This window comes from Myxococcus sp. CA040A, assembly GCF_013336725.1.
Classification (GTDB): Bacteria; Myxococcota; Myxococcia; order Myxococcales; family Myxococcaceae; genus Myxococcus; species Myxococcus llanfairpwllgwyngyllgogerychwyrndrobwllllantysiliogogogochensis.
Map to the genome: position 1 here is coordinate 45,651 of NZ_JABUMR010000020.1, position 26,717 is coordinate 72,367.

A 26,717-nucleotide genomic window follows, 5' to 3' on the forward strand; every position below is an offset into this window, starting at 1 on the left:
TAGCCAGAGGGAATGTCCTCGACGTCCGGGACGCGCGACGGCGCGGGAGCCCGGGACGCGCGGCCCGGAGGTGTCTCAAGCATGGCGAGCCCTGACCAGCAGCCGGTGCACGCTGGTGGCCACCCTGTCGCGGAACGCGCGCAGCCGCGGCTCGGAGGCCCCCGAAGGCGGCGGGGTGTGGGCATTGCCCAGCGCGAAGGTGAGGCGCACCGGAAACGGGAGAGGGCCCAGCCCCACCAGCAGCGGCACGCGATACTTCGCCTCGTTCGTCAGGTGCACGCCCAGCCGCGCCTCACCGGGCGGCCAGAGGAAGGTGTCGTCCACGCCGAAGCCCGCGAAGGGCACCACCGGCACCCCCGCATCGGAGGCCACCCGCGCGAAGCCCAGCGCCCGCTCCCAGCGCAACTGATAGCGCCCGCGCGGCCGCTTGAAGACCTCTCTCGCGCCGCCCGGGTAACAGACGACCAACGCTCCGTCGCGCAGCACCGCCAACGCATTGTCCTGGGTGCCCTCCACGCCACCCAGCCAGGGCAACACCGTGCGGACCACGGGAATCCGGAAGAAACCTCTCTCCGCCAACCCCAGCACCCTGCGCCCGGTGGCCTGGTGCAGCAGATGGAAGAACGCGGGCGTTTCGTAACCCCACACGCCATGGTTTCCCACCAGCAACACGGGGCCGCTCGACGGCAGGTGCTCGGTGCCCACCAGCCGGGCCCGGTGGTAGAGCGCGGACAGCGCCGCGCCCCGCTCGGCGAGGTGGAACACCGTCCTCCGCAGGGTGGCGAGCGAAGCTTCCACGAGGAAACATCATGGAGACGTCCCCGCCCATCGCCATCCAACCCGGCCGGGCGGACGGGCCCCCGCTTCCGGGCCGTCGGTCAGCGCAAACCCACGCGCCGTCCCCGGGGGGACGCGCCCTGCCCACCCCGGAGGTTGCTTTGAGTAGGCAACGCTTCGCGCCCGGCCCCATGGGCTTTCAGCCGCCAGTCGAGGCAGGCTGCGGGACGTTGTTTCACCCCGCCGAACGTTCGCTCGCCCTGTCGTTTGAGTTTCGATAATGTGAGGATGAAGCGCAGCTTTGGTTGTCTGCCTGCCGAACCATGCAGATGGTTGAGGGTATGGGAGGCCCGTTCGACATCCTCGTGGAGGAGCACCGTGAGCTCGAGGAGCGCTTCGAGCGGCTCGTGTCCGGCGCGGAGGAGGAGCCTCTGAGCGCGCAGCGCGAGCTGCTGGAGCTGTTGCGACTGCACACCTGGCTGGAGGAGCGCTGTCTGCAACCGCTGGTGGCTCGGGTGGAAGGGCGTGCTCGTGCCCGTCAGCAGGCCGAGGATCATCTGGCCATGCGTGAGCTGATGGATGAGTTGGAGGAATTGCCCCTGGGCGATGCCGAATGGCAGGCCCGGCTCTATGCGCTCGAGGATCTCTGGGTCGCGCATTTCCAAGAAGAAGAGAGTTCGCTGTTGCCCAGACTCTCCACCGCGTTGGATCCCCGCGAGCAGCAGACGCTGCGCGTGGAGCTGACGCTGGCTCGCGAGGAGCTGCGCACCCTGGCCGAGGGGCCCTTTGTTTCGGGGACCCGCTCCCTGCTGGAAGACCTTCGCTGGGACGGCTGAGCGCCGTTCCCGCCCCACTGGAATGGGGCCCCGACCGGTACGGTAGGGGGGGTGATACGTCCTTCAGTCACACCTTTTATCGCTTCCTTTAGACAAATCCTAAATTGGAAGGTATGGGTATGAGCAGCATCACAAATCAACTCCCCCTTCCAGACCTTCAACAACCAGATTAGCCAAGACGAGGATTGAACGAATGTCCGTGGATAAAGCGTTTCGGGACATGATCCGTAACGAAATCGAGGTCCAGCTCAAGCCGCTGCGCGACGTGGTCTCCCGCCTGGAGTCCGGGACGGCGGATCTGGATGCACTGCGCAACGTGGCGGAGCGGCTGGCCCCGCTGGCCGAGGTCGTGGGGCCGCTGTTCGGCGCCCAGGTCGCGGCGGCGAAGCCGGGCCGCAAGGCCGTGGGTCGTCCCCCCGCGGCGGCGCGTGGCGCGGTGAGCGCGGCGGCGTCGGTGTCGGCGGGTGGCAAGCGTCGCGGCCGTAAGCCGGCGGCGGCGGATGGCTCGCGCGAGTGCGCCATCGTCGACTGCGGCAAGCCCAGCCGGACCAAGGGCTACTGCGCCGCGCACTACCAGAAGCTGCGGATGCTGGAGAAGACCAACCGCCGCCCGTCGGCGTGGGTCGACTACGCGCCCGCCAACAGCGTCGAGGACATCAAGCTGCCCCGTGGCCGCGCCGCGTCGAAGGCCCTGGCCGCCGCCGCCCAAGCAGCGAACGGTTAAATCAGCGGCACGTTTGGCCCCGGCCCGGGCAGACAGTGACCGCACCTCCGTCAACCGTGCTCCCTGGCAGGGAGAGGGTTCGGGGGCAGCCCGTACGGGAAGTCTTGCCCGCGGGGGCTTGCAGGGGCATGAATGCCCGGGCCCATGAACAAACGAGATCTGGAGCCTGGAATCATCACCGACCTGGCCGGAAGGACCACGTACGGTGAGTACCTACAGCTCGACCGGCTGTTGTCGGCGCAGGTTCCGCGCTCGCAGCCCCCGCACCACGACGAGCTGCTCTTCATCATCCAGCACCAGACGAGCGAGCTGTGGATGAAGCTTCTCATCCACGAGCTGAGCGCGTGCATCCGCTATGTGCAGGCGGACCGGCTGGAGCCTTCGTTCAAGATTTTCGCCCGCGTGGGGAACATCCAACGCATGCTCTTCGAGCAGTGGAGCGTGCTGGAGACGCTCACGCCGAATGAGTACCTGGAGTTCCGCGACGCGCTCGGGCCCGCGTCTGGCTTCCAGAGCTGGCAGTACCGCGCGGTGGAGTTCCTGCTGGGCAACAAGGACCCCAATGCCCTGGGTCCCTTCCGCCACCAGCCGGATGTGCATGGCGAACTGGAGCGGCTGTTGGAGTCTCCCAGCCTCTATGACGAGTTCCTGCGGTACCTGGCGCGCATGGGGCATGCGATTCCGGAGGACCGCGCCCAGCGCGACTGGCGGCTGCCGTACGAGAAGAGCCCGGCCGTCGTGGAGGTGTTCCGTCGCATCTACGAGGACACCGAGGCGCACTGGGATGCGTACGAGATGTGCGAGAAGCTGGTGGACACCGAGGAGCGGTTCCAGCTGTGGCGCTACCGGCACATGATGACGGTGATGCGAATCATCGGCTTCAAGCAGGGCACCGGGGGCTCCTCCGGGGTGTCCTTCCTTCGCAAGGCCTTGGATTTGCGCTTCTTCCCAGAGCTGTGGGATGTGCGCACGGAGCTGGCGCCCCCCGGGGCCCGGGCTCATAAACCGTCGACATGAGCGCGCTCCTGGCCGTCATGGCAGGCGTTGCGCCCCAGTCTTGACGTGCGGCCAATTGAGAGGAATGGCGGGGGGCCGGCGTGACAGGCTTCCGGCGTGAAACATCGACAATGTGACGGGGTGGATGGGCAGGTGTCGGAAGCCACCCTGTCCGCCCAGCGGCCTGACGGGTGGGCGGGACATGCGCTCGCTTCAGGGCGCGCCCTAGCTTGAGTGAGCAAAGGGAGCGCGCCATGGCCGAACATGAAGTCACCCATCCCAGGAAGGAGCCTCGGCTTCCCGAGGACGGGCGGGAGGCTCGGCGTTCGGCGGGAGAGCCTGTGTCGCCGCCGCCCGACCAGGTCGGTGGGGTGCCGGACACGCGGCCCGGCCCGGGCAAGCCGGTGGTGCATCCCTCACCCGTGCCCGAGGACTGACGGCTCGTCGACAGGCGCCCGGCGTCAGCCATTCGGCGGCGTTCGTGTGGGGACGCGCGGGCTAGGCTGGGCGCACCATGGCTGCCTCGGCTCCCCTGCTCTTCGAGAAGGCCCACATCCTCTGCTACCGCACCTTCGACATCGCGGAGGAAATCAACCTGGAGCGAGCGCGCAAGGCCGTGTCGGAGGACACCCGCCGCCTCAAGCTGTCGCGCGAGAATGGCCAGTACCTCCAGCTCCCCAATCCGCCGCTCGCGTATGAGCTGGGGCGAAGGCCGCTCGCGCTGAAGGACGGGCCCGTCACGGTGGATGCCACCGCACGCCTGTTCGACCATGGCGCCGCGTCCATCATCCTGCGCGTGCCCGTGGTGCCGGGCACGTCGCTGGAGCAGCTCATCCGCGTGGCGGACGAGTTGTATGACAGCCAGGCGTTGGAGGACCTGGCGCTGGATTTGGTGGAAGGCGTGCGCAACACCATCGCCGCCGCGGTGCAGGAGCCGCACCTGTGGGACCAGAACGAGAGCTACACCGTCATCTTCGCGGAGAGCATCCAGGGCAACCCGTCCGCGGAGGACATCCTCGCGGAGGCGGACCTCGCCCGGCTGCTGCTGGGGGAGAACGGCCAGACGCCGCTGTCGCGCCGGGAGAGCGAGGCCGTCACGCAGATGCGCTTCAGCTACACGGTGAATGACCTGGTCGTCATCGACTGGAACAGCGCCTTCGTCTACGAGCCGTCGGGCTCCGGGGACATCCCGGACCTGCTCGAAATCGCCAACGCGCAACTGTTGGAATTCCGTTACTACGACGAGCGGCTGGACGAGCACATCGCGCGCATCCACGACGAGGTGCAGGCCAAGCGCCACGGGTGGACGCGGCTGTTCCGCAGTCCGTACCGCACGCTGACGCGGCAGACGCTCACCACGCTGGTGGACCTCAACGAGTTCATCGAGCGGGTGGACAACAGCCTGAAAATCATCGGCGACTTCTACCTGGCCAAGGTCTACGAGGGCGCGGTGCGCCGCATGCGCATCTCCGCCTGGCAGGGCTCCGTCACGCGCAAGCAGCAACTGCTCGCCCAGACGTATGGCCTGCTCAAGGGCGACGTGGACATCGACCGCTCCCACACGCTGGAGGCCGTCATCGTCCTGCTCATCGTCCTCGAGATTTTCTTCGCCTTCTTCAATGTGTTCGCTCACTGAAAGCCAAGGTCTCTTGTACCTGGGGACAGGTGCCCGCGGGTTTCGCGGCCCTGGCGGACATGGGACACTGGAGCTTCGCGGTTGGCCCGATGGGGCCCAGACCGGGGGGACGTGTGGGCATGAAGGTGCCCGAGAGCAACCGGGTGGCCGCGACGGACCGCGTGACGCGGCCCCGGGAGCGGCTGTCGGTGGCGCCGCCGGTGCGGGCGGTGCTGGAGGCGCTGCTGCGCGAGGCCGCGGCCACCCTCTCCGCGTCCGGCGTCTTCATGTGTTGGAGAGAGGACGAAAGCGTCCCTCGTACGCTCGCCACGCCCGCGCTGCCGGCTGACGCGCTGGAGGTGTGTGGCCAGCGCCTGCTGAACGGCCCGAGGGACATCGACGGGGCGCTCTTGACGTACGTGTCGGTGGACCTGGAGCGGGACGTGCTGCTCGCGGGCGAGCCGGAGGCCCGGCGGAAGCTGGGCGCGGTGGGGCTGGTGTCGCTGCCGCTGTCGCCCTCCGTGGACCGGGGCGTCGTCGGCGTGTTGTGCGCCGTCCTGCGCCAGGGGCGGGTGCCGTCGGAGGAGGACCTTCAGCGCTGCGGGCTGTACGCGCGCCTTGCGGGGCTGGCGCTGGAGCGGGAGCTGGCGGTGGAGGGGACGCGGGTGGAGGTGGCTCGGGCGCGCGCGGAGGTGGAGCAGGCGGAGGTGCTGCGGCTGAGCCGCTTCCAGGCGGTGACGGAGGCCTTCGGTCAGACGCTCACCCGCGAGGAGGTGGCCCACGTGGTGTTGGACCTGGGCTTGCCGGCGGTGGATGCGATGGCGGGCATGGTGCATCTGACGCCGGAGGGCGGCGCGTCCGCGGAGCTCATCGCGGCGGTGGGCGTGCCCGACGGGCTCTTGGAGCCCTTGCGCGTGTTGCCCCGCACCGGCGAGGACCTGCCGGGGTACGACGCGGTGCTGGCCGAAGCGCCGGTGTGGCTGGAGACGCTGGCGGCGATTCAGGCCCGCTACCCGAGGCTCGCGGCGTTGATGGAAGAAGGGCCGCTGCGCGCGCTGGCGCTGGCGCCGCTGTTCGTCGAGGGGCGGGTGTTCGGCACGCTGGCCTTCGGCTTCGAGCGGGAGAAGGACTTCACCGCGCTGGAGCGCGAGTCCATCATCGGGCTGTCGCGGCAGTGTGGTCAGGCGCTGGAGCGCGCGCGGCTGTACGAGCGCGAGCACACCGCGCGACTGGAGGCGGAGGCGCTGGGCGCGCGGCTGAGCCTGCTGGCGGACGCGAGCGCGCTGGTGTCCGGCTCGCTGGGCTGGGAGGACACGGTGGCCGGCGTGGCGCGGCTGGCGCTGGGCCACTTCGCGGACGGGTGCTCGGTGGACTCGTACGAAGAGGGCGTGGTGCGGCGGCTGGCGGTGTTGCACGCGAGCCCGGAGAAGGCGCAGCGGGTGCTGGAGCTGACGAGCTTCCCGCTCGACTCGGGGCAGCCCTCCACGCTGGCGCGGGTGCTGGCCAGCGGGCAATCCCGCATGGAGACCCGCAAGACGCGCGCGGTCTCCGAGATGGACGGCGCGTCGACGTGGAGTATCAGCTCGCTCATCCTCACGCCGCTGGTGGCCCGGCAGCGCACGCTCGGCGCGCTGACCTTCGTGCGGGACGCGGGGCGGGCGCCCTTCGACGCGACGGACCTGTCGCTCGCGGAGGAACTCACCCGGCGCGCGGCGATGGCCATGGACAACGCGCGGTTGTTTCGCGACGCGCGCGCGGCGGAGGAGGAGAGCCGGCGCAGCGCCGCGCGGCTGCATGTGCTGGTGCAGGTCAGCCAGCTCATCGCCGAGGCGGGGTTGGACCTGCCCACGGTGCTGGACGTGCTGGCGAGCAAGGTGTCCGAGGCGCTGGGTGGCGGGTGCGTCCTGCAACTGCTCGCGGAGGAAGGGGAGCAGTTGGAGCTGGTGGCGGCGCACCATCCGGACCCCGTCGCGCGCGGCGTGCTGGAGTCGTCGCTGCGGATGAACCCGGCGCGCGTGGGTGAAGGGCTGTCGGGCCGGGTGGTGGCCACGGGGCAGACGCTCTTCGTGCCCCGACTGAGCGCGGAGGAGCTGCAGGGGGACCGCTCGCCGGAGGGTGTCACCTTCCTGGAGCGCTACGGGCCGCAGAGCCTCATCATCGTTCCTTTGGGCGCGCGGGGCCGGGTGCTGGGCACGCTCGGCGTCATCCGCGAGGCGCGCGGGCGCGAGTACACCGCGGAAGAGCGCGCGCTGTTGGAGAGCCTGGCCGCGCGGGCCGCCCTGGCCATCGAGGATGCGCGGCTGTATGGCGCGGCCACCCAGGCGGTGAAGGCTCGCGACGAGCTGCTGTCAGTGGCGGGGCACGAGCTGAAATCGCCGCTCAACGCGTTGCAGCTCCAGATTCACCTGCTGGCGCGCATGGCGAAGGACGCGATGGCGGCCAGCGGGCTGGCGGAGCGCGCGGAGAAGGCGGCACGCGCGGGCCAGCGGCTGGGGTTGCTCATCGACGACCTGCTGGACGTGTCGCGCATCAGCGCGGGCCGGCTGTCCCTCAACCTGGAGGAGGTGGACCTGGCGGCGCTGACGCGCGAGCTGGTGTCGCGGATGTCCGAGGAGCTGGTGCGCGCGGGCAGCGAGGTGCGCATGCTGGCGGACGACGCCGTGGTGGGACAGTGGGACAAGCTTCGGCTGGAGCAGGTGCTGGTGAACCTGTTGTCCAACGCGGCGAAGTATGGCGCGGGGCGGCCGGTGACGGTGCGGGTGGAGCCGCGCGGAGCGGTGGCGGAGTTGGTCGTCCAGGACGAGGGTATCGGCGTGGCGCAGGAGGACCAGGAGCGCATCTTCGAGCGCTTCGAGCGCTCGGAGTCCGCGCAGCACTTCAAGGGCCTGGGCCTGGGGCTCTGGATTACCAAGCGCATCGTCGAGGCCCACGGCGGCGGCATCCGCGTCCAGAGCCAGCCCGGCAAGGGCTCCATCTTCACCGTGGAGCTTCCCCTGTCCGACACCTTGCCGACGTGAGCGCGTGGCCCGTCCACCAGACACATCACCTGGACAGCGCTTGGCCCCGTGCGCTCTGGTGCCCTTCGTGATGATGCGTGTTTTGCGCGGCGGAGTCCTGCTCCTCCTGCTGGGTGGGGCGCTCGCTTCCGGATGTGGCCATGCGCCCCAGGCGCGGCCTGCTCCCGACGGCGACGGTGATGGTGTGTCCGATGCCGGGGATGCGTGCCCGCTCCTCCCTGGCCCCGCCTCCACGCGCGGCTGTCCCAGCAAGGACACCGACGGCGACGGCCTGGACGACTCCGTGGACAAGTGCCCACGCCATGCGGGCCCCGCGTTCCGGGAGGGCTGTCCCGCCCGGGACGTCGACGACGATGGCGTGGAGGACACCAAGGACGCGTGTCCCCGCGAGGCCGGCCCGCTGGAGCGCAAGGGCTGCCCCATCGTCGACCCGGACCGCGATGGCGTGGAGGGCGACGCCGACGTGTGTCCCGACGAGCCCGGCCCGGTGGAGCGGCAGGGCTGTCCGGAGCAGGATGAGGACGGCGATGGTGTCCCGGACGAGGACGACGCCTGTCCTCGCGACGAGGGCGTCCCCCACCTGCGCGGGTGTCCCGAGCGGGACAGGGACGGTGACAGCCTCGCGGACCATCGGGACAACTGCCCCACGGTGTACGGCCCGGCGACGAACCAGGGCTGCCCCGCCCAGGACAAGCAGCGCGTCAGCCTCCAGCGGGACAGGCTGGAGCTGCTGGAGCGCATCGGCTTCGAGAGTCAGACGGCGAAGCTCCAGGCGAGCTCGCACGCGCTCCTGGACAACGTGGCCCGGGTGCTGCTCGCGCACCCGGAGCTGACGCGCGTCATCGTGGAGGGGCACACCGACGCCTGGGATGACGCGACCACCGGACGCGCGATGACGCAGGCCCGCGCGGAGGCCGTGGTGGCCTACCTGGAGGGGAAGGGCGTCCCGACGGAGCGATTGGAGGCGCAGGGGCTCGGGGCGGACAGGCCGCTCGAGTCCAGCGGGACGTCGCTTGGACGCACGGCCAACCGCCGCGTGGAGTTCATCATCCCGCCTCCCCCCGTCCGCAAGCCCGCCCGGCCCGCCCCCCGGCGGTGAGGTGGGCGGGTCTCGGGCGCCTCGGCTCGTCCTCGGGGTGGAGTCCTCCCGGAGCGTCGGGAGGTGGGATACGCTGTCGGCCGCGTCCAAGGCTCCACCGGACGCCGAGGTGGCCCCCATGAGCGCATCCCCCCTCTTTGGTGACCTGCTGCTCAAGCTGGGTATCGTCACGCCCGTGCAGGTGCAGGAAGCCCTGGCCCTCCAGGCGCTCACTGGCCAGCGCGTGGGCGAGGCGCTCATCTCCCTCGGCTACGTCACCCGGGAGCAGATTCAGGACGCGCTGGGAGAGGCGTTGGGTCTGCACCACGACAAGGGGCCCTCGCAGCCCGCCCTGGGCGAGCTGCTGGTGGGGCTCAAGTACGTGACGCTCGCGCAGCTCGAGGAAGCGCTCGCCCGTCAGCGCCGCGACGGGCGCAAGCTGGGTGAAATCCTCGTGGAGCTGGGGCACTGCACGTACAAGCAAATCTACGAGGCGCTCGGCTTGCAGAACCGCATCGCGGGCCGGCAGGAGAATCCGCGGCCCTTCATCGACGGGCGCCGCCGCGTCGTCGTCGTGGACGACAGCCCGCTGGCGTGTGCCTTCGTGCAGGAGGGCTTGGTCGCCCTGGGCTACGAGGTCCTCTGCTTCCAGGACCCGTTCGAGGGGCTGGAGGGCATGAGCCGGCTTCAGCCCGCCATCGTCCTGAGCGATTTGGAGATGCCCGGTCTGGATGGCGTGGAGCTGTGCCGCCGACTCAAGGAGGGCCCCACGCGGGGCCTGCCCGTCATCATCCTCACCGCGAATGACCGCGAGGCGGAGCGCGTGCGCGGCCTGCGCGCGGGCGCGGACGACTACGTCAACAAGTCCGCGTCCATGGATGAGCTGGCGGCGCGAATCGAGAGCGTGGTGCGCCGCACCGGTGAGACGGAGCGGATGCGCAAGCTGTTCGCGCGCTACACGTCCGCGGCGGTGGTGGACGAAATCCTCAAGAGCGCGGATGCGGTGGTGCTCACCGGCGAGAAGCGCGAAGTGACGGTGTTGTTCGCGGACATCCGCAACTTCACCGGGCTGGCGGAGAGCCTCCCTCCCGAGCAGGTCGTCGGCGTGCTCAACCAGGTGCTGGGCCGGCTGTCCGACGCGGTGCTCACGTGCGGGGGCACGCTGGACAAGTTCCTCGGCGACGGGCTGATGGCGGTGTTCGGCGCCCCGGTGGCGCGCACGGACGATGCGCTGCGCGCGCTCCAGTGCGCGAAGATGATGATGGACGCGATGACGGACCTGCGCGTGGAGGCGGAGGCCGAGTGGGCCGCCAACGGCCGCGAGGGCCACCCGCTGGTGCTGGAGCTGGGCGTGGGCATCAACTCGGGCGTCGTCGTCGCCGGCAACATCGGCAGCACCGTGCGCTCCGAGTACACCTGCATCGGCGACGCGGTGAATGTGGCCGCGCGGTTGTGCGCGCTCGCGGGCCCGGGGGAAATCCTCGTGGGCGAGCGCACCCGGGAGCTGGTGGACGCCAACGAGACGGCCTTCGAGGACCTGCCCCCTGTCCGCCTGAAGGGTAAGCAGCAGCCGGTGCCGCTATTCCGCGCGCTTTAGGCCCGCGTGAAGTCTTCCGCACCCCAGGCCCCCTCTGGCGGTAGGGTGGGGGGCATGAATCCGTCCGCTGACGACCGCCCTCCGCCCTCCCGTCGCTCACCCGTGCTGTGGGTGGGGCTGGTGTTCGCCCTCGCCCTCATCTGCGCGGTGCTGGTGGGGGCGCTGACGCGCTCGAAGGCGGTGTACGCGGAGCGGATCCACCAGGACATCGGCGTGCTGGAGGACGCGCTGTCGCGCTTCCACGCGGACGGCAACGAGCTGCCGGAAGAAGCGGACCTGGAGCCCCTGCTGGTGCCCAAGTACCTGCCCGCGCTGCCGCTGGACCCGTGGGGTCGGCACTACCGGTACACCAGCAACGGCACCCAGGTGTTCATCGCGACGTTCGGCAAGAGCGACGACCGGGGCGGCAGCCGCGAGGAGCAGGACCACACCAACCACGACGGACACCCCCGGCCGGAGCCGGTGAAGTAGCCGTCCTGACGTGCGGCCGTGTGCCTTCGGGCCCGGCGACCGGTGGGCCTCCGGGCGGGCTGTCATGACGGAGGGGCCCCCCGCCTGGCGGCGTCGTGCGCATCTGTCCTGGAGGGGATGGACGTCCAGGCCATCCCCGCGAGGAGGGCGGCCATGGCCATCGTCTGTGCGAGCCCGCTGATGGCGCGGGAGTCCCGGGAAGTGGAGGTCGCCGCGGCCCTGGCGGCCCGGCTGGGAGAGCCGCTCCTGCTCGTGGGCGTCATCGACGGCGAGCCGCTGACGGAGGCCACGCGCCTGGAGGCCCAGCGGCACCTGGAGGAGCAGGCGGAGCGATTGGAGCTCCCCCCGGGCCGGGTGAGTTGCCGGGTGCGCTCGGACACGGACGCGGTGCTCGCGGACGAGGAGTGCCGCCACTCGCGCTGGGTGGTGGCCGCGGCGGAGGGCTGGCGCACGTCGGCCTGGCGGCGGGCGTCGCTGCCGGAGCGGCTGGCGCGCCATGGCTGCGGCCCGGTGCTGTCGGTGCGCCGCGAGGACGCGCTGGTGGACTGGCTGCGAGGCCGGCGGCGCCTGCTTGTCGTGGTGGGCGTGGATCCGCTGTCCCCCACCGCCGACGCCGCCGTGGCCTTCCTGCGCGAGCTGCGCCGGGTGGGGCCGTGCGACGTGCTGGCCACCTACGTGTGCTCGCCGTTAGAGGAGCGCGACCGGCTGGGCATCCACACCCCCGTCCACGTGGACCTGCTGGAGCCCCGGGCGCGGGACATGGAGGCGTTGGACCCGGCGGTGGAGACGGTGCTGCTGCGCGAGGTGCGTGAGCAGGTGGGGGACTTGCTGGGAGAGGGCGGCGTGGAGGTGGTGCTGGAGCCGGGCTTCGGCAGGCCGGCGGACCACCTGCTGCACGTGGCGCTCTCTCGCGGCGCGGACCTCGTCGTGGTGGGCATGCGCGCGCGCGGGGCGGTGAAGCGGCTGTGGCACGGCTCGGTGTCGGCCGGGGTGCTGCGCAACGCGGAGCAGGCCGTGGTGTGCGTGCCGGACGTCCTGCGCGAGCCCCGGCATGCGCTGCCGCCGCGCAGCGTGCTGGTGCCGGTGGACTTCTCCGACGCGTCCGAGCGCGCCATCGCCCAGGCCCGCTCCCTGGTGGGGCCGGGCGGCCGGGTGCACCTGCTGCACGTGCACCGCAAGCGCCTGGGCGAGACGGGGGGCTTCATGGACCACTACGGCGTGCTGCCCGAGCCTCCTCGCGAGCGCGAGGTGATGCTGCGACGGTTGTGGGAGCTGGTGCCTCGCGACGAGGGCGCCCAGGCGCTGCGCTGGAGCGTGGAGGGCGTGACGGGCGAGGACATCGCGCAGGCCATCTGCCAGGCCACCGAGCGCGAGGGCGTGGACCTGGTCTGCCTGGGGACGTCGGGGGAGCCCTCGCGGGAGCCGGACGCGCTGCCCGGCGCGGTGGCTCGGGAGCTGGTGGCGCGCTGCCGCCGGCCCGTCATGGTGGTGCCCGGCACGTGACACGTTTGAGACAGCAGTCACTCAGGTACACATGAAAGGGTTTTCAGGTGGGTCGCTTCGAGCCCCACCTGTCAGGACACGTGGCCCGTTGAACGGGAGACCCGATGGGGCGCTAGAATCCCCGCACCACGCATCACAGCAGGGGGTTTGCCGGTGACGCTCAGTGGTTACCGAGAAGAAGAGCTCGTCTGCAATCGTGCCTCGCTCATCATCCATGGCGGCACGGAGGAGGAGCGCCGCAGCTGGGCCCAGGAGGCCGCGCGCAACTTCGACGTGGAGCTCGTGGAGGTGCGACAGGCCACGGACCTGGCCGCGGCGCTTCGCCAGCGCAACGGCGTGTTGTTCATCCCCGATGCCGCCAAGCTCGGGCGCGACGCGCAGGGGCTCATCCTGCGCTGCCTGCAGATGCAGGAGGAGCGGCCCAAGGTCGTGGTGGGGGTGTCGGGCGCGGCGGACGCGGCGCTCTCTCGAGGCACGCTGCGGGAGGATCTCCACTACCGCCTGCACCAGGCGCAGGTGGACCTGCAGAAGGACGGCATGCGGGAGCTGCTGCGGCGGCGCTGGGCGCTCCAGTCGGAGCAGCTCGCGCTGAAGGCCGCCGCCGCGAAGGCCGTCGCGGAGTCGGAGCGCGAGGCCGCGGAGGCCCGTCGCCCCGGCTCGGTGACTCGCACGCTCCCCAAGGCGCGCAAGCCGGTCTCCAGCTCGCGCAAGCCGGCGTCCCGCAACCTGTCGCCTCGCTGAAGGGCGCGACCTCCACGCGCGGGGGGACTCACTCCCCTCGCGCCGTCAGTCGAGGCGCGAGGGCCCGTCGGCGCCCGGCCCACTCGAAGACGCGAGGAGACCCCATGTCGCTGGAGCTCATCCGAGGAGACATCACCCGAGTCGACGCGGACGCCATCGTCAACGCGGCCAACAGCTCGCTGTTGGGCGGCGGAGGCGTGGATGGCGCCATCCACCGCGCGGCCGGTCCGGAGCTGGTGGCCGAGTGCCGGCTCCTGCACGGCTGCCCCACCGGACAGGCGAAGGTGACGCGGGGTTACCGCCTGCCCGCCCGACACGTCATCCACACCGTGGGCCCCGTCTGGCGCGGCGGCACCCAGGGCGAAGAGGCCACGCTGGCCCGGTGCTACAAGAGCATCTTCGCCCGGGTGTCGGAGCTGGGGCTTCGCTTGGTGGCCTTCCCCTCCATCTCCACGGGTATCTACGGCTTTCCCATCGAGAAGGCCGCTCCCGTGGCCCTCCGGGAAATCCAGGCCGCCCTGGCCCGACTGTCACATCTTGAGAAGGTGACAGTGGTGCTCTTCTCGGAGGCGGACCTGGAGACGTATCAGCGCGCGCTCGAGGGGCTCCAGGGGGCCCCGGGGGGCGAGAATGTGTGAACGAGGAAAACTGGGCTAGAGTTTCGCCCACGTCCTTTCTTCGTCGGAGCATCACATGTCTCAGGAGAATGCTTCCCCCAAGCCCAAGCGCGGGCTCAAGCGGCCCATCGAGGTGGTTCGCGCCGAGCTGATGAGCGACGCGGACACCAAGAAGATCGCCGCGGCCGTGAACATGAAGCTCGAGGACTACGTGGAGCTGGTCCTCAAGTACGCGCAGGACAAGGACCTCGACCCGGAGCTGAACATCGTCCCCGACGAGGAGCTGAAGAAGAACGGCATCACCCCGCTGACGTCCGACGAGGCCGCGGACCTCCTCATCCGAGGGATGAAGGGCGAGCTGCCCGGGTCGGCTCCGGACTTCGACAACTCCAAGTTCGAGCAGAAGGCCGCGGGCGGGAAGCCCTCGCTGGGCGCGCCGGACGCTCCGTTGCCGCCGTCGACGCCGTCCGCCCCCTCCACGGGGACCCAGGACGCCGCGGCGCGGCAGGCGATGTTGGATCAGATCAAGCGGGGCGGTGGCGGCCGGGCCTGAGGTCCGGCCCCCTGGGCTGGAAAGCGGAAGAAAATCCGACGGAAATTCTGGCGGAAACTATTCAGCCGCTCTGTCGAGAATCACTGTGAGTCTTCTCTCTCCCAAACTTCCGCGTCCCCCGCGAACTCTGAGGTGTCACCATGGGCCTGTTCAATCTGAATCCCGCGAAGCTGTTCAAGGACGTCCTCAAGGGCATTGGCTCCGCGGCGGAGAAGGTCGGCGGCCTCGCCGGTGGCATCGCGAAGTTTGGTGAGAAGCTGCTGGGCTTCCTGAAGAAGCCGGCCTCGGAAATCATCGAGCCCATCACCAACAAGATCAGCGAGCAGATCAACAAGATCCCCTACGTGGGCAAGTTCCTGGCCCCGGTGGTGGACGGCCTGCTGAAGCAGGGCGTGACGTCGCTGGTCGGCGAGGGCCCCATCGGCGGCATCGGCGCGCTGGCGAAGGCCACCTCGAAGATCGAGGACGTGACCAAGGTCGCCGAGCAGGTTCGCGCTGGCGCCGAGAAGGTGGGCGCGTGGACGGACAACGTCCTCGGCCAGCAGAACGTGCAGAACATCATCGCGCAGCGCCACGCCTCCTTCATCGAGTAAGGCCTCGCGCCCCTGGCGCGAAGATGTGGCAAGCCCGAGGGCCGGTCCTCCGCGAGAGCGGGGCCGGCCCTTCGGCTTTGCGGGGTACGGGAGGCTGGGTGTCTCCCGGCGAGAGGGATGAGCACCAAGGGCTGGCCTTCCGTGAGAGCGGGGTCGGCCCTTCGGCTTTTGCGGGTACGGGAGGCTGGGTGCCCCCTGGCGAGATGAATGAGCACCGAGGGCTGGCCTTCCGCGAGAGCGGGGTAAGCCCTCCGGCTTTGCGGGGTACGGGAGGTTGGGTGTCCCCTGGCGAGACGAATGAGCACCGAGGGCTGGCCTTCCGTGAGAGCGGGGCCGGCCCTTCGGCTTTGCAGGGGACGGGAGGACTCGTGTCCCCAAGCGACGAGGTGGGCACGGAGGGCCGGTCTTCCGTGAAGGAGGGGGTGGCCCTTTGGCTTTGCACGCGAGGTTGGGCCCCCTACCAGCCAGGATGAATGGGCATCGGGGCTGGTCTTCCGCGAGAGCGGGGTTGGCCCTTCGGCTTGCCCAGGCACTTGTGGCTGGAGCGGTGGTTCTCGTCGGAGCGACAGGTGAGGGGGGCTGAGGCCTGGCTTCTCACAGGGCCAGGGCTTCAACAGGCCCTGCCTGGGACGGGCTTCCGTTCTGGAAGGTTCGGGCCAGTTCTGGCGACGATGGAGTGAGTCCGCCTCTGCGCGGCTCTTCCCTTCGGAGAAGGAGCCCGCATTTCAGCCGCTTGGAGCGAGCCAGGCTCAGTGGATGCTCCTCGTTACGGCGAAGCAGTCCCTCAGTTCGCGTGGTCGGGCACCAAACCTGGGTGAATGGATACCCAGTTGTGATCCTCGCCCCTGAGGCGAAATCCATACTGGCAGTATGGATTTTTGAGGGCTTTTTTCTCGGCTTCTAAGGCGGTGGATCACGCCCATGCGAAGCGGTGTGGCGCTGCCGCGAGAAGTTCCCGGGAAGGGGTGTGGCGCGCCCTGTGGATCATCCCGGCCCGGGTTTCGGTGCGGGTCAGCCCTCTTCGCGGGCGAGGCGCTTCACGTCGCGCAGGAGCCGGTCGGTCGAGTCGCTGTCAGCGCTGTCGTAGTAGCCGCGAATCTCTCCGCGCGAGTCGACGAGGACGAAGTGCGTACCGTGGAAGATGGAGAGCAGGTCGTCCTCGGCGGCGCCGGCCTCACGGCCCATGCTGACCTTGAAGCCCTGGACGATGGTGTCCTTGAGCACGTCGTAGTCGCCGGTGAGGAAGCTCCAGCGGGCGAAGTTGGCGCCATGGAGCTGGCCGTATTCGGCGAGGCGCTCGGGCGTGTCGTACTTCGGGTCGACGGAGAAGGAGACGAGCTGGAGGTTCGGGCCGAAGGAGTCGGTGCTCGTCTGCACCTGGGCCATCTTCCGGGTGAAGGCCGGGCACACGGTGGGGCAGCGGGTGAAGATGAAGTTGGCGATGAAGGGGTGGCCCTTGAGCTGGGTGTTGCCGAAGGGCTTGCCGTCCTGGCGGGTGAAGGTGAAGTCCGGCAGGGCGCCCAGCTGGGGCAGGGGTTCGTTGCCCGCGCGCATCAGGTTGACGGCGGCGACCGAGGCGAGTCCCAGGGCGACAACGGCGAGACCGGCCCAGAAGCCGGGGCGTTGCGTGAGACGGGCCGGGGGGAGCGCGAGAGGGGAGTCGGCGGACATGGCCCGGACCTAACGAAAGGACTGGGAGGGCACAAGCGCGTCGGAGGGCCAGGGGTCAACCTGCCTACTCGCGAGGTGTAGCCGGCAGCAGGCCGCCCCGAGGGCAGGCGGGCCCGGGGAACGCGGACGGGGCCGTGGCTTGAGGCCTCAGGGGCAGCGTGCTAGCCGGGAGAGCGGTGATGACTGGCGAGAGCGCTCCACTCCGAGTCGACGAGCCGCGTCCCATCTTCCGGGGCGAGGGATGACGGGGCGCATGGCACGCGACGCCGCCGTGTCCTGCCATCCTGAGCGAGAAATGGATGGGCGCATGTCACTCGATGGCGCCGCCTCCCACGTTTCGGAGCGAGGGGCGGATGGGCGCATGTCACTCGATGGCGCCGCCTCCCACGTTTCGGAGCGAGGGCTGCGTGGGAGCAAGCTACTCGACGCCGCCGTGTCCCTCCTTCCGAGTCGAGAGCTTCGAGCGCGCATGTATCCAGTCGGAGCAGCCGCGGCGATTTCCGTACAGAGCCCCAGCTCGCGACGACGAGGCGCATCCATTCTTTCATCGCGAGCGATGCGCGTGAGCGAATCAGTCGAACTTCCCATCCAGGCGCCAGGCACCGTGTTCCGCTTCCCAGCGGGAACGATGCGCGGGACCTTGTCGCTCGCCGGGCTCCTCCTGGCCCTCCTCCCCTTGGACGTGCTCGCCTGTGCGACGTGCTCCCTGCGCGAGCCCGAGTCCGCGGTGCGCTCCGCGCTCCTGGTCGTGGGGTTGATGCTCACGCCCTTCCTGGTGGTGGGCGTGGGGTTGTGGGCGGTGCGGCGCGCGGGCCGGGAGGATGGCGCGTGAGCACGTCTGTCGAGGAGAAATCCCAGCCATCGTCGGACACGAGCACGAGCACGAGCACGAGCGCGAGGACGCTGGCGCTCCCCGAGGACGCGAGTGTCGACGGGCATCGCATCGACGCGCTGCTGGGTTGGAGTCATCGCTTCGAGGCGGGCATGGCCGCCCTCGCGCTCGGGTGGATGGTGGTGGCGGTGTGGCGCTTCCGAGGCTCGAAGCGAGCAGCCTCGGACGGAGGCACGAAGCGCTCCCGCGCGTGGGTGCTCGGCTTGGCGCTGAGCACGTTCCTGGTGGTGGACGGCGCGCTGCTGGTGGGCTCGGAGGGCTATCTGCGGGACGTGCTGTGGAACCTCGACGTCCCCGCGAAGGACCCGCGCACTGTGCGGATTGAAATCAACGCCCACCAGTGGTCCTGGGAGGCGCGCTACGCGGGCGAAGATGGCCGCTTCAACACACCGGACGACGTGGTGACGTGGAACGACCTGCGCGTGCCAGCGGGAGTCCCTGTCTGGGTGCAGCTGGTCTCCACGGATGTGGTGCACGGCTTCTCTCTGCCGAACTTCCGCGTGAAGCTGGATGCGATTCCGGGGCGCGTGAATCAGACCTGGTTCCGTGCCGCGCGCGAGGGTGCCTGGGAAGTGGCCTGCTATCAGCACTGCGGCACCAGTCACTACCGCATGCGCGGCGAGCTGCGAGCCCTGTCCGCGGAGGCCTATGCCGCATGGCTGCGCGAAGCGGGAAGGCAGGCCGTGCAGGCGTACGACGTGGATGACAGCGCGGCCCACTGGGGCTGGGAGTGGAAGGCGCCGTGAGTCTCCTCTCTCTCGACCACAAGGACGTGGCGCGGCGCTACCTGTGGAGCGGGCTGGGCTTCCTGTTGCTCGGAGGACTGCTGGCGCTGGCCATCCGCTGGCAGTGGGCCTGGCCGGGGCGCCCGGTGCCTGGGCTCGCATGGGCACTGCCCGAGTCCCACGGCGCGTTGACGCCTCCCACGTACACGGCCGTCTTCACGATGCACGGCCTGGTGATGATCTTCTTCGCGGTGACGCCGCTGCTCTTCGGCGCACTGGGGCACTTCGTGTTGCCGCTGGCCATCGGTGCACGAGGGCTCGCCTTCCCGCGACTCTCGGCGCTGGGCTACTGGGTGTACGCGCTCGGGGGCGTGTTGGTGCTGGCCTCGTTCGCGGTGCGGCTCGGGCCGGCGAGTGCTGGCTGGACGGCGTACCCACCGCTGTCGACGTCGGCCTTCACACCCGGATTGGGGCAGACGCTGGTGACGGTGGCGGTGTTGTGCGCGGGGACTTCGGCCTTCACGTACGGCTTGAACTTCGTCGTCACGGTGGCGCGATGCCGAGCACCGGGGATGACGTGGGGCCGACTGCCCCTGACGGTGTGGGGACTGTTCTTCGCCTCGGTGTTGAACGTGGTGTTCGTACCGGTGCTGGCCGCTGCGACAGTATTGCTGTTGATGGACCGATTGCTGGGCACGCAGTTCTTCATCGCGGGCGCGGCGGCGGTGGGCGGTGGTGGAGACCCGGTGGTGTATCAGCACCTCTTCTGGCTGTTCGGCCATCCGGAGGTCTACATCCTCATCCTGCCCGCGTGGGGCATGGTGGGGGACCTGGTGGCGTTCTTCAGTCGCAAGCCCGCGCATGGCTATCGACTGACGGCGGGGGCCATGGGGACGGTGTCCGCGCTGAGTGGACTCGTCTACGCGCACCACCTCTTCACCAGTGGCATGTCGCCGTTGCTCGGTCGCACGTTCATGGTGTTGACGCTGCTCATCTCCCTGCCGGCGGAGGTGATGTTCCTCAACTGGCTGATGACGCTGTGGCGAGGCAGCGTGCGGCTGACGTCGCCGATGCTCGCGGCGCTGGCGACGATGGTGGTGTTCGGACTGGGCGGAATCACGGGGCTCGCGCTGGGCGCGGTGGCCACGGACGTGCCGTTGCACGGGACGCTGTGGGTGGTGGGGCACTTCCACCTGACGATGGGGGCCGCGAGCTTCCTGGGCCTCTTCGCGGGCCTCTACTTCTGGTTCCCGAAGATGTTCGGCCGCGCGCTGCACGAGGGACTCGCGAAGGTGCACGTGCTGTCGAGCGCGGTGCTGTTCCTCGGCGTGTTCGGCGGACAGCTCGCGGCGGGCTACGCGGGGCAACTGCGGCGGCTGTATGACCCGTACCAGTACACGTACCTGAAGCACCTGTTGCCGCTGAACCAGTGGACGACGGTGTGCGCGTTCCTGCTGGGCGCCGCGCAGGGGGTGTTCGTGGTGAACCTGGTGTGGACGTTGCGTCGAGGGCGAGCCGCGGAAGCGAACCCGTGGCAGGTGGGAACGCTCGAGTGGACGTGTGCATCGAGCCCGCCCGGCGAAGGCAACTTCACGCAAGTCCCCGTGGTGCTGCGCGGGCCGCATGCGCTGTCGCAACCGGAGGTGCTGGAGCAACTGGGGCGCGACTGGATTGGACAGGCGGAAGTCCTGCCAGGTGTGGCCCGAGAGGGTGCCGGTGAAGAAGCACTGGCCACGGTGTCCACCGTGAGGAGTGTGACATGAGCGAGCGCGGACGGAGTCCAGCCGAGCACCTGTCGAACCCTGCACGAGCCCCCAGGTGCGCGACATGAGCGCGGAGCGCAAGCCGGCGGTGGACGGGCCCCGCTCCTCCGAGTCGGAGACGCGCGCCGATGCCACTCCGCCCTCGAGGTCTCAACCTCTCGGCATGACGCCGCTGACTGAAGCGCGCGACGCCGGCACGGAGAACGCGAACGCGGAGGGAACCGCGTGGCTCGGCACGGTGCTGGGGCTGGCCGCGTGGACGATGTTCTTCGCCTCGCTCGCCTTCGCGGTGGGCTGGTATCGGATGCGCGAGCCGTGGCCCACGCTCCCCGTGTCCCTGTTGGGGCTGAGTCTCACGGGGCTCCTGCTGCTCGTGGGGAGCGCCGTGCTCCACCTGGGCCTCCGTCGGCGCGAGTCACCGTGGCCCGCGAGGGGTGCCCTGCTCCTGGGGCTGGGCTTCCTCGCGCTCCAGGCGATGTGGACGCATCAGGCCTGGTGGACCGAGCACGTGCGCATCCCCGAGGGCGGAGTCTCCGCATCCGCGTTCCACGGGCTCACGGCGCTGCATGCGCTGCATGTGCTCGTGGTGACTTTCAATCTCTTCCTCGTCTGCTGGCGCCACACGCGCGGCGCGGACGTGCGAGCCTCCTTGCGTCGTCACGTGCTGGGCTGGCACTTCGTGACGGCGATGTGGGTGCTCCTCTTCGTGGCGGTGTACCTCCCATGACTCCTCGCGGAACTTCCCGTGTGAACACCCTTCGCGCCCTGACGGTGTTGTTGCCGCTCGTGCTCACGGGCTGTCGCTCGAAGAGTGCTCCCACCTTCGAGCCCCTGAAGCTGGCGGACGGCCGAGTCATCCCAGCGGAGACGCTCACGCGCGGGCACTCGGTGTACACGTACTACTGCGCGTCCTGTCACGGAGAACTCGGTGACGGACAAGGGCCCGCGGGGCGTGGGATGAGGCCCGTGCCTCGCAGCTTCCGGCAGGGCCTCTTCAAGTTCGGCGGCGTCGCGGTTGGCGAGCTGCCCACGGACGATGCGCTGAAGCGCACGTTGCGTCGCGGCCTGCACGGCACGCCGATGTTCGCGTGGGACGTGCCCGACGCGGACCTGGACGCGGTGCTGCAATACGTGAAGACCTTCAGCCCGCGCTGGAAGGAAGAAGTCCCCGGCAAGCCCCTGGCCATGTCGACCGACCCGTGGCGGGGCCGAGACGCGGAGGCCATCGAGCGAGGCCGGGTCGCCTACCACGTCTCGGGCGCGGGGAACGCGGGCTGCTCGAGCTGCCATGTCGCGTACCTCCCCCGCTCGGAGCTGGCCGCGCTGCTGAAGAAGGCGCTGGGCCGCGACGTGGACCTGTCCAAGATGGACCCCTACACCGCCCTGGCCCGCGAGTCGGACCACCCGGTGGCGGTGGACGCGAAGGGCGAGCCCACGAAGACGGAGAAGGTGCTGCCTCCAGACTTCCTCTTCCAGCCGCTGCGCACGGTGTGGCCGGTGGGAGACACGGTGGACGGCTCCACGTACACGGCCGAGCGCCAGCGCGAGGACCTCTACCGCGTCATCTCCTCGGGCGTGGGGGGTGCGGCGATGCCCACGTGGAAGGGCGCCATCCCCGAGGAGAACCTGTGGGCGCTCGCGTACTACGTGCAGACGCTCGTCGTGCTGCGCGACACGGACGCGGCCGATGAGCTCAAGACCCGACTGCGAAGCTCGGCTCAGTGAGTCGTTCCCGAGGGCGCACGGGCGCCACGTGTGCATCTTCCGTGGGGACGCGCGCGAGCCGGATGAGCTTCAGTCGGGACAACAGCCGCATCACCTGCCATGTGGGGTCCAGCTCGAAGCGTCGCGCGGCGAAGTCAGGGCTCGCGGGCCGGGCATGGTGGTTGTTCTGGAACAGCTCGCCCATGCACACCACGTCCATGGGCAGCGTGTTGCGTGACGCGTCCCGGCTCGCGAAGTTGCGATAGCCGTAGCGGTGTCCGCACCAGTTGACGATGGCGCCGTGCACCGGCCCCATCACGAAGTGCGCGGGCAGGAGCGCCCAGTGCCACCGGCGCGTGGCGAAGCGCCGATAGAACAGCGTGTAGAGCGCGCCGAAGCCCAGTCGCGCGGGCCAGCTGTTGAAGACCTTCTCCAGCGCGGGCCACTCGGGATAGCCCCCGAGGAAGCGAGCCTCCGGCTGGATGCGCCGCGTGAGCAGGCCCGCGTAGCGCTGGGCCGTCCGGAGCATCATCCGCAGCGGATTCTTCTGGTGCGCGGGCGAGTGGGGGTCCTTCTCGGTGTCCGCGTAGGCGTGGTGCTCGCGGTGGAGGATGGCGTAGGCGCGCGGGTCCAGATAGCTGGAGCCCTGCACCAGCGCGGTGCAGAGGTGGAGGGCGCGCTCGGTGCGAGGCCGCATCGTGTACATGCGATGCGCGGCGTAGCGGTGCTGGAAGAGGCTCTGGAAGAGCACGCTCAGCGTCCAGTGTGACGCGAAGAAGAGATAGACCATACCGGCTCAACTTCCGGGCATGTCATCACCCTGTCAGGCCCGTCCCGAAACGGACCCGCCCGCCTTCATTCCCCCGAGGCGACGGGTGTCCAGACAGCGGGGCGGGGGGCTCCACCCTCGTTGGTCCAGACGTCCTGCGCGGGAAGCCGTTGTCGCCAGTCGGAAGGTGGGTGCGCGGAGGGAGTGCGAGACGTCATGCTCGCGTCGCCAAAGTCGAGCAGGCGCAGCAGATTCTCCTGAGGGCTGATGCTGTAGGCGAACCACAGTCCCTCGAGCAGCAGGTGATGGCGTCCCGCGTTCAGTCCGCCGATGTCGCTCCGCGTCGGTCCACCGTCGTCGGCATCGCGGGTCAGCGGAGCCATCTCCGCGAGGGTGACCAGATGCAGGGCGACTGTCATGCGGACCTCATTGGGCAGCCGCCAGTACGCATGATGGAGGCGGGAGGGAATATCGACGTTGTAGGAGAGCATGGCGGAACCTCTGGCGGCCCGCCGCGCACGTCGTGGGGAAGGTCAGCTTGAAGGGATGGGGGGAGATATCTTGAGGGTAGGCATTGCAGAGGCGTGGTGCGCGCCAGGCCCGCCCTGGAGTCGTGGGGCTCGCTCGTGGGGCAGGGCACACGCCCGCTCACCGTGCGCTCCGCTCACGGTACGTCGAACAGAACCCGGTGTTGCTCACCCCGGTGAGCGGGAAGCCGACGGCCTGCCTCCCTGTTCACCCACTCCCACCGAGCAAGTCCCCCGACGCATCTCCTGGGAGGGGAGAGGTGGTGCGGCATGCGTGCTCCGAGACGACAGGAACTCATCATGAAGCGCGTCGCGGACATCATTCGCGAGCACCACGACGCCATCGTCCGTCTGTGGACCGCGGAGGCGACCCGCGCCGCTTCCGCCCGGGGGCTGGATGAACCCGAACTCAAGAACATCATGCCCACCTACCTGGCCTCGCTCGCGACTGGCGAGCCGCTGGGGGTCGCCACCGCGATGCGACGCAAACACGTGGAGAGCCATGTCGCCGCGCGGCTTCGCCAGGGGTTTCACGTGGCGGAGGTCGTCGAGGAGTTCGCGCTCCTGGGGCGGTGCATCTCCATGATGTGGTCCACGGCTCCGCGAGAAGCGCGGCCCGATGTCGCGGAGGTCGAGCAGCTCTTCATCGAGCTGCATGGCGCCTCGGCGGCCGTCATCGAACTCTTCAGCGAGCACATGCGGGACGACGAGCAGACGGAGAAGCGTTACCTGCGGCTCATCCAGAACGTGGCCAGCGAGGCGCTGGAAGTGGATGCGGCCTCGCTGCGAGAACGTCTGGTGGAGGTGCTCGAGCTGGTGATGGAAGGCCTGGGGGCCCAGGGAGGGCTCCTGCTGTTGAATGAGCCGGAGCAGCGTGAGTTCGTCATGGTGGCTTCCGCGGGCGTCGCGCAGGAGGCCCTGGCGCGATACGTCTCCACGCTGGAGACCATGCCCCTCGCCGCGCAGGTCCCCGGGTTGACGGGGGACGAGGGGACCTCCGCCGAGGACGCCGAGGCCACGGTGCTCAAGGTGGACGAAGACCTTCATCGGAGCGGCATCCAGGCGCTGCTCGGGCTTCGGCTGGCCACGCATCATGCCCTGATAGGCGTCATGTGCGTCGGCCTCGCGGAGGCCCGCGACTTCACGGCCCGGGAGCGACGACGGCTCGAGTCGCTGGGAGAGCAACTGACGGTCCATCTGGACAACGCGAAGCTCTACTCGGACCTGCGCGCGAAGGTGGCGGCGCTCCAGTCCGAGCGTGAGCTGCGAGAGCGCTTCGTCTCCGTCCTGGCCCATGACTTGAGGGGCCCGCTGTCCGCGGCGAAGATGGGGGCCCAGCTCCTCATCCGGCGCCCGGAGACGCTGGACGAGCGGCGCGACCTGGCACGACGCATCGACCAGAACATCGAGCGCACGGACCGGATGGTGAGGGACCTTCTCGACGCGAACCTCATCCGGGCGGGGAGGCGGCTCGCGCTCCAACTGGCGCCGTGCGACCTGGACGTCATCGCCCGCGACGTCATCGAGGAGCTGAGCCTCCTGCACGGCGAGCGCTTCCTGCTCGTCGCGCCGGAGCAGCAGGTCCGGGGCAACTGGAGCGCGGATCAGCTGCGCCGGGCCCTCTGGAATCTGGTCAGCAACGCGGTGAAGTACGGCGCGTCCGACGCACCCATCACCCTCATCGTCGCTCGGACCGAGCAGGGCGCGTGTGTCTCCGTCCACAACGAGGGTCGCATGATTCCTCGCGCCGACCAGCAGACCCTCTTCGAACCCTTCACGCGGACACGCTCCGCTCGGGAAGGGCTCGCGAAGGGTTGGGGACTGGGGCTGACCCTGGTGTGGGGCTGTGCCCGGGCCCATGGTGGCAAGGTGACCGTCGTGAGCGAGGAGTCCACCGGGACGACCTTCACGATGGAGTTGCCTCCCGACTCGGCGCCCTACCAACCCCGGGAGTGACGCAAGCAGCCCGTCCACGGACGTCCACCTCGGGAGATTCCGCGTCCGCGGCTCGCGATGCCCGGTGAAGGAGCGCGCGTCCTCGCGCCTCGGAGCACGGGGTTGGTGTGTCGGATGCAGTGGGGCCGGCGGTTCCTTCCGGAGAGAACCCCATGGCCCGAATCGACGCCTCAGGCGGCACGTCCCTTCCCCTCGACACCCTCGCCGACGCGGTCCCCACGCCGTCACTCCCACGCACGCCGACCGCGCAGGCGCGCAACGAGGTGAGCGCCTACGATGGCCCTTCCAGCCGAGCGTCCCCCCGAGGCGCGGAGCCGTCGCCTGGAGTCGCGGGCCCGACGGTGTCGGCCGGAGCGCTGGCGGCCCTGGGCGGAAGGCTGCGCGCCCCCAGCGCGGAGGTCCCCTCGGACGTCTCGTCGGAGCTCCAGGCGCGGCTGACGCGCGGCCTCGGGGACTGGGCCGTCAGCGACACCGACGTGAAGACGGTGCACACGTTGCTCGGACAGCTCCCGCCCGCGGCGTACCGGGCGACGCTGGACTGGATGGAGCGTGAGGGGCTCCTGAAGACGTTCCTCACGGAGCAGGACCCTGGCGCCCGCGAGTCCTTCCTGAAGCAGGCTGAGGCGAAGGGGGTCCTCCAGCGACTCGCGGGAGAGCCCGCGTCGGGGCCCCTGGGCTACCCGGGCAAGCCGGAGTTCCTCCGCAATGACGCCGCGTTGCCGGAGTCCCTCAGGCACGCCGTGAGCGAGCACGCCGTCGCGGCGGGGAGGGCGTTCCACGCGGCCCACGCGGCGTACCTGGGGCGCTACGCGCAGGCGGTGGAGGACGCGCCGGGCCTGCCCGAGCTGCGCAAGCTCGGGGCGCCTCGGGACGCGCGACTGCCCGACTCGGTGCTGGGCCTGGACCGGAGGGACCCCGAGAGGGAGGCGTATGCGAAGCAGTGGCGGCTGGCGGTGGGCGCGCCGACCTCCACCAACTGGGTCTATCAGGCCATCAATGCCCGCCAGCGAGCGCTCCTCGGAGAGCGCACGGGCGGCACCCTCGCGCTGAAGGGCAAGGCGGAGCTGACCCAGGGCAACCTCAAGCTGGGGGGCGAGGCGCAGGTCGACTCGCGCGGCAAGGTGGACCTGAAGGGCTTGAGCGGGGTGGAGCTGAAGGGCGGGCCGGTGGGCCTGAAGGTCACGCAGGACACGAAGGGCGGATTCCAGTCGGAGATGAAGCTCGATTTGGGGCTCGTCAAGGTGAGCCAGGTCTCGGACGGAGAGCTGAAGGTCTCGCTCGGCGTGGGCAAGCTCGCCGGGAGCTACACGACGCTCAACCTGAAAGAAGCGCGGTTCGGAGGGGGCGTCTTCGCCCAGGTGGAGGAGGCGGGGAACAAAGCGGAAGTGCGGCTGGGCTTCGACATGAAGGGGCTGACGGCCCAGCGCGCGAAGGAGGCCGTGGATCGCCAGCACGTGGGCCTCTTCGATGAGCCTCCAGAACTGGGACGGGGCCAGTCCTGGGACGCGCTGCCGGAGTCGAAGCGCGAGCGCTATGTCCGTAACGGCTGGAACCGCGAGGAGTGGACGCGTGCCCAGGGCGCGTGAGCGGCA

At 69.8% G+C, this 26,717-nt stretch carries 25 protein-coding genes; 21 read left to right on the forward strand and 4 right to left on the reverse strand.

Features of this window, described 5'->3' with window-relative positions:
• Positions 1 to 75 precede the first annotated feature (75 nt).
• The gene (locus HUA75_RS44515; protein ID WP_174489921.1) at positions 76 to 798 is read right to left on the reverse strand and encodes a lysophospholipid acyltransferase family protein; all 723 of its coding nucleotides are present in this window, start codon (positions 796 to 798) and stop codon (positions 76 to 78) included.
• Positions 799 to 1,106: 308 nt separating this feature from the next.
• Between HUA75_RS44515 and HUA75_RS44520 the strand changes: the two genes are divergently transcribed.
• The 14 genes from HUA75_RS44520 to HUA75_RS44585 all read left to right on the forward strand — a co-directional run bounded on the left by HUA75_RS44520 (position 1,107) and on the right by HUA75_RS44585 (position 15,118).
• Entirely contained in the window at positions 1,107 to 1,613 is a 507-nt protein-coding gene (locus HUA75_RS44520; RefSeq protein WP_141647944.1) for a hemerythrin domain-containing protein, read from the forward strand.
• Positions 1,614 to 1,806: 193 nt separating this feature from the next.
• Positions 1,807 to 2,337, forward strand: a complete 531-nt coding sequence (locus HUA75_RS44525) for a cell wall protein (protein ID WP_141647938.1) — start codon at positions 1,807 to 1,809, stop codon at positions 2,335 to 2,337.
• Between the two features lie 132 nt (positions 2,338 to 2,469).
• Positions 2,470 to 3,354, forward strand: coding sequence for a tryptophan 2,3-dioxygenase (locus HUA75_RS44530; protein WP_141647939.1), 885 nt, complete (start codon positions 2,470 to 2,472; stop codon positions 3,352 to 3,354).
• A gap of 233 nt (positions 3,355 to 3,587) precedes the next feature.
• The gene (locus tag HUA75_RS44535; protein ID WP_141647940.1) at positions 3,588 to 3,770 is read left to right on the forward strand and encodes a hypothetical protein; all 183 of its coding nucleotides are present in this window, start codon (positions 3,588 to 3,590) and stop codon (positions 3,768 to 3,770) included.
• A gap of 77 nt (positions 3,771 to 3,847) precedes the next feature.
• Positions 3,848 to 4,969 (forward strand): hypothetical protein, encoded by a 1,122-nt coding sequence (locus HUA75_RS44540; protein WP_141647941.1) that lies wholly within the window; start codon positions 3,848 to 3,850, stop codon positions 4,967 to 4,969.
• A 119-nt stretch (positions 4,970 to 5,088) separates the two neighbouring features.
• Positions 5,089 to 7,965: a GAF domain-containing protein gene (locus tag HUA75_RS44545; RefSeq protein WP_174489922.1), complete on the forward strand. Its 2,877-nt coding sequence runs from the start codon at positions 5,089 to 5,091 to the stop codon at positions 7,963 to 7,965.
• Positions 7,966 to 8,035: 70 nt separating this feature from the next.
• Positions 8,036 to 9,064: an OmpA family protein gene (locus HUA75_RS44550; protein ID WP_174489937.1), complete on the forward strand. Its 1,029-nt coding sequence runs from the start codon at positions 8,036 to 8,038 to the stop codon at positions 9,062 to 9,064.
• A gap of 118 nt (positions 9,065 to 9,182) precedes the next feature.
• Complete coding sequence (locus HUA75_RS44555; protein WP_141646630.1) at positions 9,183 to 10,640, forward strand: adenylate/guanylate cyclase domain-containing protein; 1,458 nt, start codon at positions 9,183 to 9,185, stop codon at positions 10,638 to 10,640.
• Positions 10,641 to 10,694: 54 nt separating this feature from the next.
• The gene (locus HUA75_RS44560) at positions 10,695 to 11,111 is read left to right on the forward strand and encodes a type II secretion system protein GspG (protein WP_141646631.1); all 417 of its coding nucleotides are present in this window, start codon (positions 10,695 to 10,697) and stop codon (positions 11,109 to 11,111) included.
• A gap of 153 nt (positions 11,112 to 11,264) precedes the next feature.
• Positions 11,265 to 12,614, forward strand: a complete 1,350-nt coding sequence (locus HUA75_RS44565; protein ID WP_174489923.1) for a universal stress protein — start codon at positions 11,265 to 11,267, stop codon at positions 12,612 to 12,614.
• 153 nt (positions 12,615 to 12,767) lie between these two features.
• Positions 12,768 to 13,355: a Fis family transcriptional regulator gene (locus HUA75_RS44570; protein WP_141646633.1), complete on the forward strand. Its 588-nt coding sequence runs from the start codon at positions 12,768 to 12,770 to the stop codon at positions 13,353 to 13,355.
• A gap of 104 nt (positions 13,356 to 13,459) precedes the next feature.
• Positions 13,460 to 13,993: an O-acetyl-ADP-ribose deacetylase gene (locus HUA75_RS44575; protein ID WP_174489924.1), complete on the forward strand. Its 534-nt coding sequence runs from the start codon at positions 13,460 to 13,462 to the stop codon at positions 13,991 to 13,993.
• 55 nt (positions 13,994 to 14,048) lie between these two features.
• On the forward strand, positions 14,049 to 14,525 hold the full coding sequence (locus tag HUA75_RS44580; protein WP_141646635.1) for a hypothetical protein: 477 nt from the start codon (positions 14,049 to 14,051) through the stop codon (positions 14,523 to 14,525).
• Between the two features lie 140 nt (positions 14,526 to 14,665).
• On the forward strand, positions 14,666 to 15,118 hold the full coding sequence (locus HUA75_RS44585; protein ID WP_141646636.1) for a hypothetical protein: 453 nt from the start codon (positions 14,666 to 14,668) through the stop codon (positions 15,116 to 15,118).
• A gap of 1,011 nt (positions 15,119 to 16,129) precedes the next feature.
• On the opposite strand, the gene HUA75_RS44590 is transcribed toward HUA75_RS44585, so the two are convergent.
• Entirely contained in the window at positions 16,130 to 16,789 is a 660-nt protein-coding gene (locus HUA75_RS44590) for an SCO family protein (RefSeq protein ID WP_141646637.1), read from the reverse strand.
• Positions 16,790 to 17,351: 562 nt separating this feature from the next.
• Between HUA75_RS44590 and HUA75_RS44595 the strand changes: the two genes are divergently transcribed.
• The 5 genes from HUA75_RS44595 (at position 17,352) to HUA75_RS44615 (ending at position 21,894) form a co-directional block, all read left to right on the forward strand.
• A complete protein-coding gene (locus tag HUA75_RS44595) occupies positions 17,352 to 17,621 on the forward strand; it encodes a hypothetical protein (protein ID WP_174489925.1) in 270 nt (89 codons plus the stop codon).
• Complete coding sequence (locus HUA75_RS44600; protein WP_371746341.1) at positions 17,618 to 18,427, forward strand: cytochrome c oxidase subunit II; 810 nt, start codon at positions 17,618 to 17,620, stop codon at positions 18,425 to 18,427. Before HUA75_RS44595 ends, HUA75_RS44600 begins: the two co-directional genes overlap by 4 nt.
• The gene (locus HUA75_RS44605) at positions 18,424 to 20,169 is read left to right on the forward strand and encodes a cbb3-type cytochrome c oxidase subunit I (protein ID WP_174464269.1); all 1,746 of its coding nucleotides are present in this window, start codon (positions 18,424 to 18,426) and stop codon (positions 20,167 to 20,169) included. The genes HUA75_RS44600 and HUA75_RS44605 overlap by 4 nt, the downstream gene beginning before the upstream one ends.
• Positions 20,170 to 20,233: 64 nt before the next feature.
• Positions 20,234 to 20,896, forward strand: coding sequence for a cytochrome C oxidase subunit III (locus tag HUA75_RS44610; protein ID WP_174489926.1), 663 nt, complete (start codon positions 20,234 to 20,236; stop codon positions 20,894 to 20,896).
• 20 nt (positions 20,897 to 20,916) lie between these two features.
• Complete coding sequence (locus HUA75_RS44615; RefSeq protein ID WP_174489927.1) at positions 20,917 to 21,894, forward strand: cytochrome c; 978 nt, start codon at positions 20,917 to 20,919, stop codon at positions 21,892 to 21,894.
• Here the strand turns inward: HUA75_RS44615 and HUA75_RS44620 are convergent.
• Both HUA75_RS44620 and HUA75_RS44625 read right to left on the reverse strand, forming a co-directional pair.
• Entirely contained in the window at positions 21,863 to 22,663 is an 801-nt protein-coding gene (locus HUA75_RS44620; protein WP_141646642.1) for an acyl-CoA desaturase, read from the reverse strand. The two genes, HUA75_RS44615 and HUA75_RS44620, sit on opposite strands and share 32 nt — an antisense overlap.
• Before the next feature lie 65 nt (positions 22,664 to 22,728).
• Positions 22,729 to 23,061, reverse strand: coding sequence for a hypothetical protein (locus tag HUA75_RS44625; RefSeq protein WP_174489928.1), 333 nt, complete (start codon positions 23,059 to 23,061; stop codon positions 22,729 to 22,731).
• Positions 23,062 to 23,469: 408 nt separating this feature from the next.
• Here HUA75_RS44625 and HUA75_RS44630 point away from each other — a divergent pair, with 408 nt between their 5' ends.
• A complete protein-coding gene (locus HUA75_RS44630) occupies positions 23,470 to 25,125 on the forward strand; it encodes an ATP-binding protein (protein ID WP_174489929.1) in 1,656 nt (551 codons plus the stop codon).
• Between the two features lie 152 nt (positions 25,126 to 25,277).
• Positions 25,278 to 26,711, forward strand: coding sequence for a hypothetical protein (locus HUA75_RS44635; RefSeq protein WP_174489930.1), 1,434 nt, complete (start codon positions 25,278 to 25,280; stop codon positions 26,709 to 26,711).
• Positions 26,712 to 26,717 lie beyond the last annotated feature (6 nt).

Bases quoted from the DNA above. Each gene is read 5' to 3' on its own strand.
- HUA75_RS44585 (WP_141646636.1), top strand. From the start codon at position 14,666: ATGGGCCTGTTCAATCTGAATCCCGCGAAGCTGTTCAAGGACGTCCTC.
- HUA75_RS44520 (WP_141647944.1), top strand. From the start codon at position 1,107: ATGGTTGAGGGTATGGGAGGCCCGTTCGACATCCTCGTGGAGGAGCAC.
- HUA75_RS44530 (WP_141647939.1), top strand. From the start codon at position 2,470: ATGCCCGGGCCCATGAACAAACGAGATCTGGAGCCTGGAATCATCACC.
- HUA75_RS44565 (WP_174489923.1), top strand. From the start codon at position 11,265: ATGGCCATCGTCTGTGCGAGCCCGCTGATGGCGCGGGAGTCCCGGGAA.
- HUA75_RS44535 (WP_141647940.1), top strand. From the start codon at position 3,588: ATGGCCGAACATGAAGTCACCCATCCCAGGAAGGAGCCTCGGCTTCCC.
- HUA75_RS44525 (WP_141647938.1), top strand. From the start codon at position 1,807: ATGTCCGTGGATAAAGCGTTTCGGGACATGATCCGTAACGAAATCGAG.
- HUA75_RS44580 (WP_141646635.1), top strand. From the start codon at position 14,049: ATGTCTCAGGAGAATGCTTCCCCCAAGCCCAAGCGCGGGCTCAAGCGG.
- HUA75_RS44555 (WP_141646630.1), top strand. From the start codon at position 9,183: ATGAGCGCATCCCCCCTCTTTGGTGACCTGCTGCTCAAGCTGGGTATC.
- HUA75_RS44560 (WP_141646631.1), top strand. From the start codon at position 10,695: ATGAATCCGTCCGCTGACGACCGCCCTCCGCCCTCCCGTCGCTCACCC.
- HUA75_RS44630 (WP_174489929.1), top strand. From the start codon at position 23,470: ATGAAGCGCGTCGCGGACATCATTCGCGAGCACCACGACGCCATCGTC.
- HUA75_RS44625 (WP_174489928.1), bottom strand. From the start codon at position 23,061: ATGACAGTCGCCCTGCATCTGGTCACCCTCGCGGAGATGGCTCCGCTG.
- HUA75_RS44610 (WP_174489926.1), top strand. From the start codon at position 20,234: ATGAGCGCGGAGCGCAAGCCGGCGGTGGACGGGCCCCGCTCCTCCGAG.
- HUA75_RS44550 (WP_174489937.1), top strand. From the start codon at position 8,036: ATGATGCGTGTTTTGCGCGGCGGAGTCCTGCTCCTCCTGCTGGGTGGG.
- HUA75_RS44635 (WP_174489930.1), top strand. From the start codon at position 25,278: ATGGCCCGAATCGACGCCTCAGGCGGCACGTCCCTTCCCCTCGACACC.
- HUA75_RS44540 (WP_141647941.1), top strand. From the start codon at position 3,848: ATGGCTGCCTCGGCTCCCCTGCTCTTCGAGAAGGCCCACATCCTCTGC.
- HUA75_RS44620 (WP_141646642.1), bottom strand. From the start codon at position 22,663: ATGGTCTATCTCTTCTTCGCGTCACACTGGACGCTGAGCGTGCTCTTC.
- HUA75_RS44575 (WP_174489924.1), top strand. From the start codon at position 13,460: ATGTCGCTGGAGCTCATCCGAGGAGACATCACCCGAGTCGACGCGGAC.
- HUA75_RS44590 (WP_141646637.1), bottom strand. From the start codon at position 16,789: ATGTCCGCCGACTCCCCTCTCGCGCTCCCCCCGGCCCGTCTCACGCAA.
- HUA75_RS44545 (WP_174489922.1), top strand. From the start codon at position 5,089: ATGAAGGTGCCCGAGAGCAACCGGGTGGCCGCGACGGACCGCGTGACG.